Genomic DNA, 14,884 nt, shown 5'->3' on the forward strand with positions numbered 1-14,884 from the left:
GTGGCTAGTTTCATTCTGCGACGCTTACTGCTTTTACCGCTGATGCTGCTCGCCGCATCGGCGCTGATCTTCTTCATGCTGCGCTTGGGGCCTTCGGACCCGGCGATGGACTACTTGCGCTTGTCCAGCGTGCCGCCAACGCCTCAGGCGTTGGAGCATGCCCGCATCATGCTGGGGCTCGACAAGCCCTTGCTGGTGCAGTACATCACCTGGCTAAAGAGTGCGCTACAGCTCGATTTTGGCGTCTCCTACGCGACTCAGCGCCCGGTTCTGCCGGATTTGCTCTACTACCTGCCCGCTACCTTGCAGTTGGCCGGCGTGGCGCTCTTACTGACCCTTGGCATCTCGATTCCTCTAGGGCGCTGGGCGGCGCGCCATCAGGACGAGGCGCCCGATCAGTGGGTGCGGTTGATCGCTTTCATCGGCGTTTCGATGCCCAACTTCTGGCTCGGCTTTCTGCTGGTGCTGCTGTTCTCGGTGCACCTGGGGTGGCTACCGCCCATGGGGCGAGGCGGCTGGGCGCACTTGGTCATGCCCGCTGTGGCGATCGCGCTGATGTCGCTATCGATCAACGCCCGACTCCTGCGCGCCAGCATGCTCGAGGTGAAGGGCCAGCGTCACGTTACCTACGCTCGCCTGCGCGGCCTGCCGGAACGTCATGTCGAGCGCTCGCACGTCTTTCGTAATGCGCTCCTGCCGATCATCACGGCGGTCGGCATGCACATCGGCGAACTGATTGGCGGTACCTTGATCATCGAAAGCATCTTCGGCTGGCCGGGCGTTGGACGCTTTGCGGTGTCGGCCATCTTCAATCGCGACTATCCCGTCATTCAGTGCTTTACCCTGCTCATGGTGACCATTTTCGTGGTGTGTAACCTGATCGTCGACATCATTTATGCCTGGGCCGACCCACGTATCCGACTCTCGGCGGAGGGGGCAGAATGAACGTAGCGGTAGCAACCCCATCCACGCAGCTCACCTCTTTTTGGCAACAGGCTCGCTGGACGACGCGCATCGCGCTGGTCATGGCGTTAGCCCTGATCGTCACGGCCTGCCTTGCACCTTGGATAGCGCCTTTCGACCCTAACGCCGTCGATCTCACCGCGCGTTTGCAGTCGCCCAATGCCGAGCACTGGCTGGGCACCGACCATCTAGGGCGCGATATTCTCTCCCGCCTGATGGCGGGCACCGGCGTATCGCTAGGTGTGGTCGCCATCACCTTGAGTGTGATGCTGACGCTGGGCATCGTCATCGGCGGCACCGCTGGCTTCGTTGGCGGGCGCGTCGATCAGGTGATCATGCGCATTACCGATGTCTTTCTGACCTTTCCTACCTTCGTTCTGGCGCTGTTCATGATCGGCATGCTAGGTACCGGGCTTACCAACGTGGTGATCGCCATCGCGCTGTCGCACTGGGCCTGGTACGCGCGAATCGTGCGCGGCATCGTGCTGTCGCTAAAACACCGTGACTTCATCGCGGCGGCGCACATGGCCGGTGCGAGCCGCACGCGTGTCTTCGTGCGCCATCTCCTGCCGGCCACGTTCTCCCAGCTCATCGTGCTGGCGTCGCTCGATATCGGTCACATCATGCTCCATGTCTCGGGGCTTTCGTTTCTCGGCTTAGGCGTCGCGGCACCCACCGCCGAGTGGGGTGTTATGCTCTCCGACGCGCGTCAGTTCGTCTGGACCGAGCCGCTATTGATGCTATGGCCGGGGCTCGCGCTATTCGTCAGCGTCATGGCCTTCAACCTCTTGGGCGATGCCCTGCGCGACCGCCTCGACCCTCACCTTCGCCGGGAGCACGCCCATTGAACGCGCACCGCACCCTAGCACTTAGCCACCTAAAGGTGGATAGCACGCTTAGCGAAGCCCGCACCCGCTTGGTCGACGACGTATCGCTCACTCTTTACCGCAGTGAAGTCGTGGCGCTGGTTGGTGCCAGCGGCTCGGGCAAGTCGATGACGTGTGCTGCCGCGCTCGACACCCTACCGCCGGGGGTTCAGAAAGTAGGCGGCGACGTTCGCCTCGATGATACCCTCGCAACACCCGCTAAGCTTCGTGGTCACGCCGTGGCCTCGATCATGCAAAACCCACGCAGCGCCTTCAATCCAGTGCGCTCGCTAAACGATCATGCCAGCGAGAGCTTTCGTGCCCTTGGCGTTCCCAAGCGTCTCTGGCGCGAGCGTATTCTTGAGGCCATGACCTCGGCGGGGCTCGAACAGCCGCAGACGCTGCTCAAACGCTACCCCTTCGAGCTTTCGGGCGGCATGCTCCAGCGCATGATGATCGCCCTGGCCCTAGCCAGCGGCGCGCCGTTTCTGTTCGCCGATGAGCCGACGACCGATCTGGATGTGATCGTTCAGCGCGATATTCTGGATCTACTCGAGCGGCTCAAAACGTCGCACGGCTTGGGTATTTTGCTGGTGACGCACGACATGGGCGTGGTAGCAAGGCTCGCCGACCGGGTGCTGGTGATGGCGCAAGGCCGCGTGATCGAAGAGGGCGAGGTCGAGACGATCTTCCATCGGCCTCAGCAGGCCATAACGCGCGATCTCGTTGCCGCGCATCTGTCGCTTTACGCGCACAAGGAGGCGCTATGAGTCTGCTTTCCGCCCACGCGGTCTGTCGCGCTTATCGCCGTTTCTCGTTAGTCGGCGCAGGCAAGTCAACGCCGGTCCTCCACGAGGTATCGTTTGCCATCGAAGCCGGTGAGACGGTGGCGCTACTGGGCCGCAGCGGCTGCGGAAAGAGCACGCTCGCACGGCTCTTGACCGGGCTAGAAGCGCCCAACGCCGGAGAGATCCGCTTCAAGGATCGCTCCTTGCAGGGCTTCGATACCGATACCTGGCACGACTTTCGCCGCACGGTGCAAATGGTCTTTCAAGACCCTCAGAGCGCGGTCAACCCGCGTCTGACGATCGGCGAGATCATCCAAGAGCCGCTGCGTCACTTGACGACGTTGACGCCGACCGAGCGCGACGCCGAAGTCGCTAGGCTCTTGAGCTCGGTAGGGCTTGTCGCCAGTGACGCCCATAAGTACCCCCACCAGGTGAGCGGCGGGCAGCTGCAGCGCGTTTGCATCGCCCGGGCGCTGGCGCCGCGCCCGGCGCTGATCGTTCTCGATGAAGCCGTATCCAACCTCGACCTGCATCTGCAGCGCCAAACCTTGGCGCTGTTCAAAACGCTCAAGCGTGAGTTTGGCGTAGCGTTTTTGTTCATCACACACGACTTACGCCTGGTCAGCCAGTTCTGCACCCGCGTGCTGGTGATGGATGCGGGCAGACTGGTCGAGGATCGCGCCGTCACTCAGCCGCTAACGCTGCACTCGGCGGCGGGTAAGGCGCTGACCCAGGCTGTGCTGCCTGCGCTGCCCTCACGCCCCAAGCGCCCTTCGGAACGATTCTCAACCGAAGGTGTCTTCGAATAGGCGCGCGTGTTTTAATGCCGCTTCATCTCATTCAAATGGACGTGAACTCATGAAGAAGACAGCTCTCTTTCTCACTATCGTTGGTGCCATGGCAACTCAGGGCGCCTTCGCCCAGGAGCAGGCCTGCACCACGCCCGCGCTGATGGCCGCCAGCCAAAGCGTTCAGGGCGACGTCGAAAACTACGCCAACGCCCAGGCGCAGCAGGGCCGCGAGATCAACGAAGTCAGCGCGGAGCTTGAGGAGATCATGTCGGCGGCAGACGTCGAGAGCACTTTGATGCAGCATCAGGCGGAGCTTGAAATGATGCAGCCTGGCTCCGACCACGAGCCCTCCCAGGCGCTGTGCGACGATATGTACGCGATGTTCGATCGCATGCAGGACGAGCTCGCCTCGCGCCAGTAAGCGTTACCCTTACCAAAACGCCGACGGCCCTCATACCGTCGGCGTTTTGGCGCTTGAATATCGCCTCCCGCGCCTACATATCTTGTGGCATGCTTTCTTCATGCGTACTTCACGCTCCGTATTCACTCCCCTTTCAATAGAGCACAGATGCCATGGCGATTATCGATCCCCGTACCGGCAATCCTCTGTCGGCCCAGCCCACGCCGAACGACGACGCGCCCGCAGCGAGCACTACGGCCCACGTTAGCCGCGACGACGTCATCATCGAGCTCGACGCCAGCAACATCCAGCAGGTGCTTCAAGCCTCCATGCAGGTGCCGGTTCTACTCGACTGCTGGGCGCCCTGGTGCCAACCGTGCAAGAACCTCATGCCGATTCTGGAGAAGCTGGCGCTCGAATACGCCGGCGCCTTCATTCTGGCCAAGCTCGACATCGAGGCTAACCCCGAGATTGGTGCGCAGCTGGGCGTGCGCTCGGTGCCCGATGTCAAACTGATCAGCCAAGGCGGCTTAGTGGATAGTTTCCAGGGCGCTTTGCCTGAGAAGCAGATTCGCGAGTGGCTCGGCCGCTACTTCCCGGCGCCCGCCGAGGCCGCGCCGAGCCCTGAAGAGCAAGCCGAATCGGCGCTTCAAGCAGGCGACACCGCCACTGCGCGCGCCATCTACCAGGAGCTGATGGCGCAATACCCCGAGCACTACGCCTATCAGGTCGCCATGGCCCGCGTGCTCGTCGCCGAAGGGCGCGGTGAGGACGCGCGCGGCGTGCTGGATAACTTACCGCCCGAGGAGCGCGACGCCGCCCCAGCGCGCGGCGTTCGCGCCAGCATCGAGTTTGCCGAACAGGCGCTCAGCAGCGAAGAGATTGCCGCCCTGGGCGAGCGTGACGATAGCGAAGCTCGCTACCAGCGCGCCCTGCGCCAAGTCGCCGATGGCGACTACGATGCGGGCCTTGAAGGTCTGCTTGCACTAATGAAAAGTGACCGCGCCTATAACGAGGACGCGGCGCGTAAGACCCTCTTGCAGGTGTTCGACGCCCTTGGCGCCGATCATCCGCTGACCGTGGCCTACCGTCGCAAGCTCTTCGCGCTGATGTATTGAGGCGTCTTTTCTAGGACTCACACCAACACGCGATCCAAACGCGCCAGTGCCGCCTCGAGCTGGGCGGCGGTGGTGCCGAAGTTGAGCCGCACGAACCCTGGCAAGCCAAAGGGAGCCCCGTCGGAGAGCGCCACGCCCGCCTCGTCCAGCAAACGCTGGTAGGGCGAAGCACCAAGGCCCGCCTTGCGCATGTCGAGCCAAGCCAAATACGTCGCTTCCGGCGGCGCCATGGTCACGTTTGGCCACCGTTCTACGTGCGTTATCAGCATTTGGCGGTTAGCGCGCAGGACGGCCAAAAGCGCCTGGCGCCACGGTTCGCCTTCACGGTAGGCTGCTTCGGCGGCGACCAGCCCCAGCACGTTGACCGCCGACAGCAGCCCTTTGCAGGCGGCGACGAAGCGCTGACGTAGCGCGGCGTCGGGAATCACCGCGCAGGCGCTACTCAACCCGGCGAGATTGAAGGTCTTCGACGGCGCCCATAGCGTGACGATACGCCGAGCAAGCTCGGGAAAGCGCGCTGCCAGCGGCCGGTGACGTTCGCCTTCGGCCAGGATCAGATCGCAGTGCAGCTCATCGGAGACGACCCATAGATCGTGACGCTCGATGAGCGCGGCAAGGCGTTCGAGCTCATCAATCTGCCATACCCGCCCGGTCGGGTTGTGCGGATGACACCAGAGCAGCAGCCGCGTTTGCGGGGTAATGGCCACTTCCAAGGCGTCGATATCGAGGCGCCAGGGCGCATGGGGGCCGCTGGGTTCGGCCAGAGGTGCGCGCTGGGCAAGGCGACCGGTGCGCTCGGCGACCGCCAGAAACGGCGGGTAGATCGGCGTCACGCTCAAGATGGCATCGCCGGGTTCGGTCAGAGCCAAGGCAGCGATGTGTAGCGCAGGCACGACACCCGGCAACCAGTGCTGCCATTCGGGCTGAATCGCCCAGCCGTAGTGCGTGTCACTCCAGTTGCAGAGGCCTTCTTCAAGCGAGGCAGGCACCTCGCCGTAGCCGTAGACACCGTGGCGCACCCGCGCCTGTAGCGCCTGCTCGACGGCGGGTGGTGAGTAAAAATCCATGTCGGCAACCCACAGTGGTAGCACGTCATCGCCATAGCGGTGCCATTTCTGCGATGCCCAAGCGCCTTCGGGGTGGCGCCGCTCAATTGGCGTGGCAAAATCAAAGCCCATCGTCATTTCATTCCTGGCTGAACAAGAGGTCGCTTCGAGCATGCCGCAAAATGATTTTTATACCAAGGTGCGTACCGGTATTCCGGCTTTGCTGCGCCAGTGGCAGGCGCTGGGGCGCGGCGACGGCGATCGCTTGGCGCTGATCCTGGCCGAGACCGCGCGGGTGGCCAAGCTCGGAGCCCCGGCCACAACCCCAAGCGGCGAGACACTGGCGCAGTGGTGCTACGCATCAGAAGAAGAGATCCCCCTCTGGGCCCCACGCACCGCCGTCTTCCTGCTCAACCAAATGCCCGCCCGGCCAACGCCCCAGGATGACGCCGAAGCCTGCGCCTGGGCCTACTGCTGGCTGCGCAACCGCAGCTTCGAGACGCGCCAACAAGCGCTCGACGCCCTCCCCGAGCATTTGCGCGCCCCGCTTGCCGAGGCGCTGGAAGCCGCCTGGCGCGATCAACAGGGCCTGCGCCTAGTGTGATAGCGGTACAGGCTCTCACGCTCTTCGACCAAAGTCATTGGTGCGCGGCTCGCCGGGGCGTGACGCGGGTGGCACACTAGCAAAACGCTAACACGCTATCGAATACGCTACCGCACGATCATCGCCATAAGGACACGTCACTATGCTCGACATTCCGCTCAGTTGGCAGCTAGCCAAGGTGGCCGTTTCCGTCGCCATGGTACTGGGGCTTGGGGTCGTGGCCGTGCGTGTCAGCCCGCGCATCGCGGGGCTACTCTCAGGCTACCCGCTGGGGACGGCGCTAGCGCTCTTTTTCATTGGCCTTGAGATCTCTCCTGCGTTCGCCGTGGATAGCGCCGTGCATACCTTGGCTGGTTTTACCGCCACCATGGCACTGGGCGCGGGTTACTGGCTGTGCGGCCGCAAGTCGGGGCTTGTCGGTGTGTTTAGCGGCTTGGGCGGCGCCATCGTGTTCTGGTTCGCGGTGAGCGCGGTGCTGGCCCAGTTCGAGTTCACCCGCTTAACCGGCACCCTGTGTACGCTCGTGGCCATCATTGGGTTCACCTGGCTGTTTAAACGCATTCCCGACACCGTGGCCACCGCGCGCCCGGCCTTCTCTTGGGTAGCACTTGGGCTTCGCGCGCTGTTGGCGACGTTGATCATCTTCGTTATCACCGGTCTCGCTCACTGGGTACCGCCCGCCTGGGCGGGCACCTTGGCGGCCTTCCCGGTCACCATGCTGCCGTTTTTGCTCATCCTGCACGCAAGCCAGGGGCCTGGCCCGGCGGCGACCGTGATCAAGCACTACCCGATGGGGCTCGGCTCACTGTTAAGCTATGCGCTGTGCGTCTCCTATAGTTATCAGAGCTTGGGGCTCGCGCTGGGAACGCTGGCTGGTTTCGTCGTCGCCACGCTGTGGCTTTGGGGCTGGCTTCAACTCCAGCGCTGGTGGCAAGGGCGACGCCAAGCGGCTTCACCTGCATAAGTAAACGCTAACGACAATAATGCTGGAGAGGCCGTATGTTCACCCGATCGATCGAGCCCGCTTTTTACGATACCGACGCCTTGGGCCACATCAACAACACGCGTTTGCCTGCCTGGTTTGAGCTTGCACGCAACGACCTGTTCACGCTATTCACGCCCAACCTGGACCCCAAACGCTGGCGCTTGATCATGGCGCGCATGGAGATCGACTACCGCGCTGAACTGTTTTATGGTCACGAGATCGAAATACGCACCTACCTGACGCGCCTGGGTACGAGCTCCTTCACCGTGACTCAAGAGGCGTGGCAGCAGGGTAAACTGGCCAACGTAGGTCATACGGTCCTGGTTCACTACGATCATCAGGCAAAGCGCGCCGTCGCACTCGAAGGTAGCCTACGCGATGCACTCAAGGCGCACCTGCACGAGGCGCCCACGCCGCCTGCCTGATGGCGACGCCTTAGACGGGCACGGGAGTGTTTGATGGCAATTCGTTATACGCTGTGGCTCGACCCCGACAACACGACGCTACACCGCCAAGTCGAGGCGGACGTGGAGCACTATTTCGTCGAGCGCTTTGCCGACTATCCGCATATCCGCTTGTTCGGCGCCGACCCCTACGATTATGATGCCCCCTTCAACCGCCTTTATGACGTGCTGATAGCGCGAGCCGCTGACTACTGTGAGCGGACCTGGCGCTATGTAGCGTCGCCCGAACAGCTCAATCGCTGCTTTTTCCGCGCTGTTGGCCGCTCCAACAAGTTTGTGAGAGACCAGCCCCATGGTGATTCGTCCCAATCAAGCGCCTGACGAGCGCCAACTCGCCATCATCACCGAGCAGCTTGGCCGCGCCCCGCGTGGCATTGAAGCCGTGGCCGCCACCAATAGCCAAGGTACACCGCTGGTGCTGCGCATGGCGCCCATCGTCGATGACAAGCCGTTTCCTACCCTCTACTGGCTCTGCTCCGACGTGCTCAAGGTCGAGATTTCGCGTATCGAAGCGGTGGGCGTGATCAAGTCGCTGGAGCAGCGTTTGCAAGACGAACCCGAGTTTCTCGCTGCCTACCGCCAAAGCCATCAGGATTACGTCGATGCTCGCTGGGCCTTCATGAGCGATGCCCAGCGCCAGGAAGTCGAACGCCTGGGCTACACCGACGTACTGACCGAGCGCGGTATCGGTGGCATTAGTAACTGGCAGCAGATTCGCTGCCTGCATACGCAGTACGCCCACCATCTGTGTGGTCATAACGTGATCGGCCAGTGGATGGACACGCACCATGGCATCGATCAGCACATTGGCTAACACGACGCTCGCCTCAAGGACGCCTGCTTAAAAGCGTGCATGGGATGGTTTCGTTCATAGAAGGAAAAAGCGATGTCTCGAATTTGTGTCTACCTCGGCTCGCGTGACGGCAATACGCCGGGGTTTCGTCAAGCCGCTAACGCCTTGGGCGTCGAACTCGCCCAGCGCGGCCATACGCTGGTCTACGGCGGTGCACGTTTGGGTTTGATGGGAGAACTTGCCAACGCCTGCCTTGAGGCCGGTGGCGAGGTCATCGGGGTGATGCCGGACCATCTGGTCGAGCGCGAACAGGCCCACTTCGGCCTTACCGAATTGATTCGGGTGGCCAATATGCACGAGCGCAAGGCCACCATGGCGGCCAACGCCGATGCCTTCGTCGCCCTGCCGGGCGGCATTGGCACCTTCGAGGAGCTGTTCGAAGTCTGGACTTGGGGTTATCTGGGGCTACACGACAAGCCCATGGGGCTACTCAACGTCGACACCTTCTTCGATCCGCTGCTGACCTTTCTCGATAGCACCGTGGCACACGGCTTTCTCGCCCAAGAGACCCGCGCCATGTTGCTCGACGCCGAGACGCCCCAGGCGCTGGTGAGCGCGCTGGAGCGTCAGCTAAGGCAGAAAGAAGGTTTTGCTAGCTAGTGTTTTTCTGACTGAGTGCTAGGCGCACGCCCCGCGCGTGCGCTGATAGGTGAGCTGAAGCAAACGGGCGTCGTCACCGGCACGGTGACGCTGGATGGGCTCAGCAGTGATGATGGCTTCTTTGGTATCGCTCCACAGCGCCTGCTGCGATTCACTCAGCAGAATGCGCAGCGCCTCCAAACGAAAGCGCGGCACCATGCCCGCATGGTGGAAAAGTAGCGAAAGCCAGGTATTGTCGTAGCCCCAGCTATCGCTGTAGGCCTTACCAATGGCGCTTAGCTCGTCGTTGAGCCAGTGCGCCACCTGGCGCACGGGATGGCCTTCACGCATCAACTGATCGCGACTGATACCGTGCAGAAGCTCCGCTTTAGGATCCCAGTGGGTCCACTCATCGAGCGGCTGGACCAGAAAGGCGCAGACGCTACCGTCGGCGCGCGCAAGGCCGATCTCGATGGGATAGCTGCCACGCCCGAAGCCGGAGGCTTCGATATCCAGCACGGTGGGTAGCGCCGCGTCGGGAGCGAATTCGTGAAGCTTTTGCATGTCAGGGCGCGTCAGGCGGCCACGTCGTGATCGACGCAGCGGGCCATCAGCGAGCGCCAGAAGCGGGCTTGTTCACCGTCGACGGCAAGACCAAGTTCACCCTGACGATAAGCACGCGCCAAGCGCTCGGCCGCTGGCGCATGGCCGGATTGGGCGGCACGGGCGTACCAAGTCACGGCATAATCTTCCCGCCGCGGGTACTGGGCGCAGCCGTGCTCGTGAATCTGAGCCAACTGATACTGCGCCAAGACATCGCCCGACTGGGCCGCTTCGACAACGTAGCGCGCCCCCCGCGCCTTGTCCTGGGGCGAAGGGCTGCGGTGAAACAGCATATGCCCATAGGCCGACAGCGCCGCCGGATGCCCAGCATCCGCACAGCGCTTATACAAGCGCATGGTCAGCCGCTGCGTGCGCGGTGAGCGCGGCAGCAACCAGCGGCTATGAAAAAGCCGTTCGGCGAGTCGATATTCGAGCCGAATCAACAACGAAGATGCCTGCGGCATGGCAAACCACCCTGCCCAAAACGGTTGAACCTGGACTAGCCGTCGCCTCATAGCGACCGTCCGCTTGATGACTATCGGCCTTGGCCGATAAATTGGGGTGGCAAGCATACGCCTGCTTAGGCTACGACTCAACCCCAGTGATTTGCCGCCCTCAAAGCGGCCCGCTAACATGCGGTGCTGAGGTGCTGTTGACGGCCAGTCGCCAGCGCCTACCCTGTGGCAATGACGCCCTAGCGAGGAGACAGTAATGCAGACGCGCCCACTTGGTAGAACCGGCCTGGAAGTCAGCCGTCTCTGCCTCGGTACGATGACGTTTGGCGAACAGAACAGCGAAGCCGAAGCCCACGAGCAGCTCGACCGCGCCGTCGCCTTCGGCATCAACTTCATCGACACGGCAGAGATGTATCCGGTTCCCCCCATGGCGGCCACCCAAGGGGCTACCGAACGCTATGTAGGTAGCTGGCTCAAGCGCCGTGGCGCACGCGACGACGTCATCATCGCCACTAAAGCGGTGGGCCCAGGCCACGCGCACATTCGCGGCGGCGCGCGCTTGACCCGTGACCATATTCTCAAAGCCATCGACGAAAGCCTGTCGCGCCTGCAGACCGACTACGTCGACCTCTATCAGCTGCACTGGCCTGATCGCAACACCAACTACTTCGGCAAGCTCGGCTACGTGCATCAGGACGACGAAGACGCTACTCCGCTGGAGGAGTCTTTGGGTGCGCTCAAAGAGTTGGTCGATGCCGGCAAGGTCCGTGCCATCGGGCTCTCCAACGAAACGCCCTGGGGCGTGATGCGCGCGCTACATCTGGCCGAGACGATGGGGCTTCCGCGCGTGGCATCGGTACAAAACCCCTATAACCTGCTCAACCGCTCCTTCGAAGTCGGGCTTGCCGAAGTCGCTCACCGCGAAGACGTTGGGCTTTTGGCCTACTCGCCGCTGGCCTTCGGTGTGCTCTCGGGCAAGTACCTCGACGGAGCTTGGCCAGAGAAAGGCCGCTTGACCCTTTATGAGCGCTTTAAGCGCTATACCTCACCGCAGGCCGAAGCCGCCACCGAGGCCTACGTTGGCCTCGCGCGCGAACACGGTCTGGATCCGGCGCAGATGGCGCTTGCCTTCGTCAATACTCGCAGCTTCCTGACCAGCAACATCATTGGCGCAACGACCATGGAGCAGCTGGAAAGCAACCTCGCAAGCGAGAGCGTGAAGCTCGATGAAGCGGTACTCGACGGCATCGAAGCGATCCATCGCCGCTACACCAACCCCTGCCCTTAAGCAGCGCGACTGACGCCATCGACTCAAGGCATCGCCCTCATAGCCCCGGCCTCGGCCGGGGCTTGTTATACTGGCGCCAATGCCACGCCAAGGAGCCTGCCATGCTGAGCGTTATTTCTCCCGCCAAGACGTTGGATTTCGAAACCCCGTCCACGACCGAGGATGTCTCACACCCCGACTTTCTCGACCAGAGCGCGGCGCTGATCGATATCCTGCGTGATTACTCGCCGCAGCGCTTGAGCGAGTTGATGGGCATTAGCGACAAGCTTGCCGGGCTCAACGCCGCCCGCTTCGCCGAGTGGGAAAGGCCCTTCACCCTCGATAACGCCAAACCGGCCGCACAGGCGTTTCAGGGCGATGTCTATACAGGCCTTGAAGCGGACACCTTTAGCGCGGCCGACAACCGCTTCGCTCAGCAGCACCTGCGCATCCTTTCCGGCCTTTATGGCTTACTACGCCCGCTCGATTTGATCCAGCCATATCGCCTAGAGATGGGCACCCGCCTGAGCAATCCCAGCGGCAAGGACCTCTATGCCTACTGGCAGCCGGTACTGGCCGACGCGCTGACGGCTGCATTGGACGAAAGCGGCTCTAAGGTGCTGGTCAATCTGGCCTCCAACGAGTACTTCAAGGCCGTTGATGCCAAGCGCCTCGATGCGCGCATTCTCACACCAGTGTTCAAGGACGAAAAGAACGGTACGTTCAAGATCATCAGCTTTTATGCCAAGAAGGCACGCGGACTGATGAGCGCTTGGATCATCCGTGAGCGCATCAATACGCCCGAAGCGCTCAAGGCGTTCGATGTAGCGGGCTATCGCTTCGATGCCGCTGCCTCTGCGGGCGATACGCTCGTCTTTACTCGCCGCGAAGCCGATCGCTGATTCGCCCTATCTCAATTTTTCCGGCAAGTACGCTATCGCCTGCACCGTATTTAAAAAAACATCTTAGAAAAAGCGTACCGCCTGTGACGCACGGGGTTTGAGAAAGGTGCGGTGCAGGCGCTTGAACGTCTCACTATCGCAGCGCTCAAGCCATTCATACGCCACCATATCGGCCGACACTGCCTCGGCTCCGTGGGTACAGGCACGGGTGCGAGCCAAGCGCGCCTCTTCGCCACGTCGGCTTGCCGTGGCATCGGTCAGCCAAAATACGCGATACCCCGCCTTGAGCAGGCCTAACGCCGTTTGCAGCACACAAATGTGCGCCTCCGTGCCGCATAGCACGATCTGCTGACGACCGGATTGGGCTAGCGCGTCGATAAAGTCGGATTCCGCCGTGGCAGCAAAGTGATGTTTCGACCAAACCTTGCGGTGCTCGAGCGTCTCCATTAACGCAGAATCTGTATGTCCAAGCCCTTCGGGGTACTGTTCGGTGAGCCAGATGGGCACGCCAAGCGCTTGAGCCACGCCCGCGAGCCAAGTGGCCGTTGCTAGGGCACTTTGCCCCTCTTCGATGACAGGAAGAAGTTTGGCTTGGAAATCGACCATTAGAAGTAGACTTTCGTCGGCTTGTAATTGCACGTTCACACCTCGATCTTGGCGTTATTCTCAGCGCCCACCGAAAACAGGCGCGTCTTCACAGCGTAAGCGCTACACTGGCTTTTCCCAACTTCTCAAGCGTTTAACTTTCTTCTAACGGAGATACGTATGCGAAACTTTCTAGCCATGCTCTTGGTGGGACTCTTGAGCTTTAGCGCAGCCGTCGAGTACGCCGAAGCCCGGCGCCTGGGCGGTGGTAGCAATATGGGCAGCATGTCACGCTCGGCCGATCGTCCGGCTAATACGCCTTCGTCACAGCAGGCCCAAAATGCGCAGCCGGGCCAAGCAGGCGCAGCGGCGGCACGCCGTGGCGGCATGGGCGGTATGATGGGCGGGCTTTTGGCAGGTGGCTTGATTGCCGCGCTGTTCTTCGGTGGCGCCTTCGATGAGCTGCGTATGATGGATCTGCTGCTGATGATTGGCGTAGCCGCACTGGCAGTCATTGCGCTTCGCGCCTTTCTACGTCAGCGCAATCCTGCACACGCAGCTGCTCGGCCGTCGCAGCAGCCCTATCAGCGCGAGGTTAGCGATCCCAGTACGCCCTTTGGTACTGGCACACCCACAGCGGGAAGCCTAGCTGCCGAGCTCAAGGCTACGCCTGAGTGGTTCGATAAAGAGCGTTTTCTTTCCGGCGCCAAAGAGCATTTCATGACGCTCCAGCGGGCTTGGGACAATAACGACTTCAGCCGCATTCAAGAGTACGTGACGCCCGAGCTCTACAATCTACTCCGCGAAGAGCGCGCGCAGCACCCCGCCAACAATCGCACCGAAATCGTGCGCTTGTTCGTCGAGCTTGGTGATATCAAAGAGCTCGGCAACGATGCCGAAGCAACCGTTCTGTTCCACGGGGTACTCGAGGAGAACGGTGAGAAGACCGAGTTCAACGAAACCTGGCACCTCATCCGCGCGCTGCGCGATGGCGCCCCCTGGTACGTGCAAGGGATCGAGCAAAATCCAGCTGCCTGATCGCCTATCACTACCTGCATTAAACGACAAAGCCGCTCTCAAGGGAGCGGCTTTTGTTTGCCTAACACTTTTTTTTAGTAGTTGCCCCAGCTTTTCATCCCGTTAACGACAGCGGCGTCAGCCGTTTCGTGCTGATTCCTCGATCTCCTGGCCAAACTCGTGCAAACGCCTTCCTGCGTGCTCTACGCTCTCGTCGATATTCTGCTCAGTCTGATCCGCCGGACCTTCACGGTCGCAGCCCGTAAGCGCGCCTGATACCAGCACCATCATTACTAAGAATGCAGCGGCCAGATGCCGTCGCCATCGAGTCGACCTGCTCGTCTCGCTCGTCGATTCCATCAAGCTATGGTCGCGCTTGAGCGCACTGGTTTCCATAGCAAAAGCTAATGTTCCCGCACCGATATCGGTATTTATTCCGCCCACAGCAAAAACCCCGAGCACAGAGTACTCGGGGTCTTCTAATAAGTGCCTGACGATGACCTACTCTCGCATGGGGAGGCCCCACACTACCATCGGCGCTGAGCGGTTTCACTACTGAGTTCGGCATGGGATCAGGTGGTTCCCGAACGCTATGGTC

The 14,884-nt window shown here is 61.5% G+C and carries 19 protein-coding genes and 1 rRNA gene; 15 read left to right on the top strand and 5 right to left on the bottom strand.

Features of this window, described 5'->3' with window-relative positions; all coding sequences use genetic code 11:
• The 6 genes from nikB (at window position 1) to LLY24_RS16425 (ending at window position 4,926) form a co-directional block, all read left to right on the top strand.
• The gene (gene nikB, locus LLY24_RS16400; protein ID WP_259037381.1) at window positions 1-945 is read left to right on the top strand and encodes a nickel ABC transporter permease subunit NikB; all 945 of its coding nucleotides are present in this window, start codon (window positions 1-3) and stop codon (window positions 943-945) included.
• Window positions 942-1,811 (top strand): nickel ABC transporter permease subunit NikC, encoded by an 870-nt coding sequence (gene nikC, locus LLY24_RS16405; protein WP_259037382.1) that lies wholly within the window; start codon window positions 942-944, stop codon window positions 1,809-1,811. The genes nikB and nikC overlap by 4 nt, the downstream gene beginning before the upstream one ends.
• Window positions 1,808-2,599 (top strand): ATP-binding cassette domain-containing protein, encoded by a 792-nt coding sequence (locus LLY24_RS16410; RefSeq protein ID WP_259037383.1) that lies wholly within the window; start codon window positions 1,808-1,810, stop codon window positions 2,597-2,599. The genes nikC and LLY24_RS16410 overlap by 4 nt, the downstream gene beginning before the upstream one ends.
• Window positions 2,596-3,426, top strand: coding sequence for a nickel import ATP-binding protein NikE (gene nikE, locus LLY24_RS16415; protein WP_259037384.1), 831 nt, complete (start codon window positions 2,596-2,598; stop codon window positions 3,424-3,426). The genes LLY24_RS16410 and nikE overlap by 4 nt, the downstream gene beginning before the upstream one ends.
• Before the next feature lie 49 nt (window positions 3,427-3,475).
• Window positions 3,476-3,829, top strand: a complete 354-nt coding sequence (locus tag LLY24_RS16420) for a hypothetical protein (RefSeq protein ID WP_259037385.1) — start codon at window positions 3,476-3,478, stop codon at window positions 3,827-3,829.
• Between the two features lie 152 nt (window positions 3,830-3,981).
• On the top strand, window positions 3,982-4,926 hold the full coding sequence (locus LLY24_RS16425) for a tetratricopeptide repeat protein (RefSeq protein ID WP_259037386.1): 945 nt from the start codon (window positions 3,982-3,984) through the stop codon (window positions 4,924-4,926).
• A gap of 17 nt (window positions 4,927-4,943) precedes the next feature.
• Here LLY24_RS16425 and LLY24_RS16430 read toward each other — a convergent pair whose 3' ends face one another.
• Window positions 4,944-6,104, bottom strand: a complete 1,161-nt coding sequence (locus tag LLY24_RS16430; RefSeq protein WP_259037406.1) for a MalY/PatB family protein — start codon at window positions 6,102-6,104, stop codon at window positions 4,944-4,946.
• A 40-nt stretch (window positions 6,105-6,144) separates the two neighbouring features.
• Between LLY24_RS16430 and LLY24_RS16435 the strand changes: the two genes are divergently transcribed.
• The 6 genes from LLY24_RS16435 to LLY24_RS16460 all read left to right on the top strand — a co-directional run bounded on the left by LLY24_RS16435 (window position 6,145) and on the right by LLY24_RS16460 (window position 9,478).
• A complete protein-coding gene (locus LLY24_RS16435; protein WP_259037387.1) occupies window positions 6,145-6,576 on the top strand; it encodes a hypothetical protein in 432 nt (143 codons plus the stop codon).
• Between the two features lie 142 nt (window positions 6,577-6,718).
• A complete protein-coding gene (locus tag LLY24_RS16440) occupies window positions 6,719-7,540 on the top strand; it encodes a hypothetical protein (RefSeq protein WP_259037388.1) in 822 nt (273 codons plus the stop codon).
• A gap of 35 nt (window positions 7,541-7,575) precedes the next feature.
• Entirely contained in the window at window positions 7,576-7,986 is a 411-nt protein-coding gene (locus LLY24_RS16445) for an acyl-CoA thioesterase (RefSeq protein ID WP_259037389.1), read from the top strand.
• Between the two features lie 33 nt (window positions 7,987-8,019).
• On the top strand, window positions 8,020-8,346 hold the full coding sequence (locus tag LLY24_RS16450) for a hypothetical protein (RefSeq protein ID WP_259037390.1): 327 nt from the start codon (window positions 8,020-8,022) through the stop codon (window positions 8,344-8,346).
• Window positions 8,318-8,839 carry a DUF501 domain-containing protein gene (locus LLY24_RS16455; protein WP_259037391.1) on the top strand — a complete coding sequence of 174 codons (522 nt, stop codon included), beginning with the start codon at window positions 8,318-8,320 and terminating at the stop codon, window positions 8,837-8,839. The genes LLY24_RS16450 and LLY24_RS16455 overlap by 29 nt, the downstream gene beginning before the upstream one ends.
• Window positions 8,840-8,911: 72 nt before the next feature.
• Window positions 8,912-9,478, top strand: a complete 567-nt coding sequence (locus tag LLY24_RS16460; protein ID WP_259037392.1) for an LOG family protein — start codon at window positions 8,912-8,914, stop codon at window positions 9,476-9,478.
• A gap of 18 nt (window positions 9,479-9,496) precedes the next feature.
• Here the strand turns inward: LLY24_RS16460 and LLY24_RS16465 are convergent, their stop codons facing one another.
• Together LLY24_RS16465 and LLY24_RS16470 are read right to left on the bottom strand one after the other, a co-directional pair.
• A complete protein-coding gene (locus LLY24_RS16465; protein WP_259037393.1) occupies window positions 9,497-10,021 on the bottom strand; it encodes a hypothetical protein in 525 nt (174 codons plus the stop codon).
• A gap of 11 nt (window positions 10,022-10,032) precedes the next feature.
• Complete coding sequence (locus tag LLY24_RS16470) at window positions 10,033-10,524, bottom strand: tetratricopeptide repeat protein (protein WP_259037394.1); 492 nt, start codon at window positions 10,522-10,524, stop codon at window positions 10,033-10,035.
• A 247-nt stretch (window positions 10,525-10,771) separates the two neighbouring features.
• Here LLY24_RS16470 and LLY24_RS16475 point away from each other — a divergent pair, with 247 nt between their 5' ends.
• Window positions 10,772-11,803 (top strand): NADP(H)-dependent aldo-keto reductase, encoded by a 1,032-nt coding sequence (locus LLY24_RS16475; RefSeq protein ID WP_259037395.1) that lies wholly within the window; start codon window positions 10,772-10,774, stop codon window positions 11,801-11,803.
• A gap of 101 nt (window positions 11,804-11,904) precedes the next feature.
• On the top strand, window positions 11,905-12,684 hold the full coding sequence (gene yaaA, locus LLY24_RS16480; RefSeq protein ID WP_259037396.1) for a peroxide stress protein YaaA: 780 nt from the start codon (window positions 11,905-11,907) through the stop codon (window positions 12,682-12,684).
• A 63-nt stretch (window positions 12,685-12,747) separates the two neighbouring features.
• Here yaaA and LLY24_RS16485 read toward each other — a convergent pair whose 3' ends face one another.
• Entirely contained in the window at window positions 12,748-13,323 is a 576-nt protein-coding gene (locus LLY24_RS16485; RefSeq protein ID WP_259037397.1) for an isochorismatase family protein, read from the bottom strand.
• Between the two features lie 126 nt (window positions 13,324-13,449).
• On the opposite strand from LLY24_RS16485, the gene LLY24_RS16490 reads away from it, so the two are divergent.
• The gene (locus tag LLY24_RS16490) at window positions 13,450-14,307 is read left to right on the top strand and encodes a Tim44 domain-containing protein (protein WP_259037398.1); all 858 of its coding nucleotides are present in this window, start codon (window positions 13,450-13,452) and stop codon (window positions 14,305-14,307) included.
• Between the two features lie 467 nt (window positions 14,308-14,774).
• Here the strand turns inward: LLY24_RS16490 and rrf are convergent.
• Window positions 14,775-14,884: ribosomal RNA gene (rrf, locus tag LLY24_RS16495) — 5S ribosomal RNA — on the bottom strand; the annotation flags it as partial.

It is taken from the genome of Halomonas dongshanensis (assembly GCF_024790395.1).
GTDB classification, from domain to species: Bacteria; Pseudomonadota; Gammaproteobacteria; order Pseudomonadales; family Halomonadaceae; genus Vreelandella; species Vreelandella dongshanensis.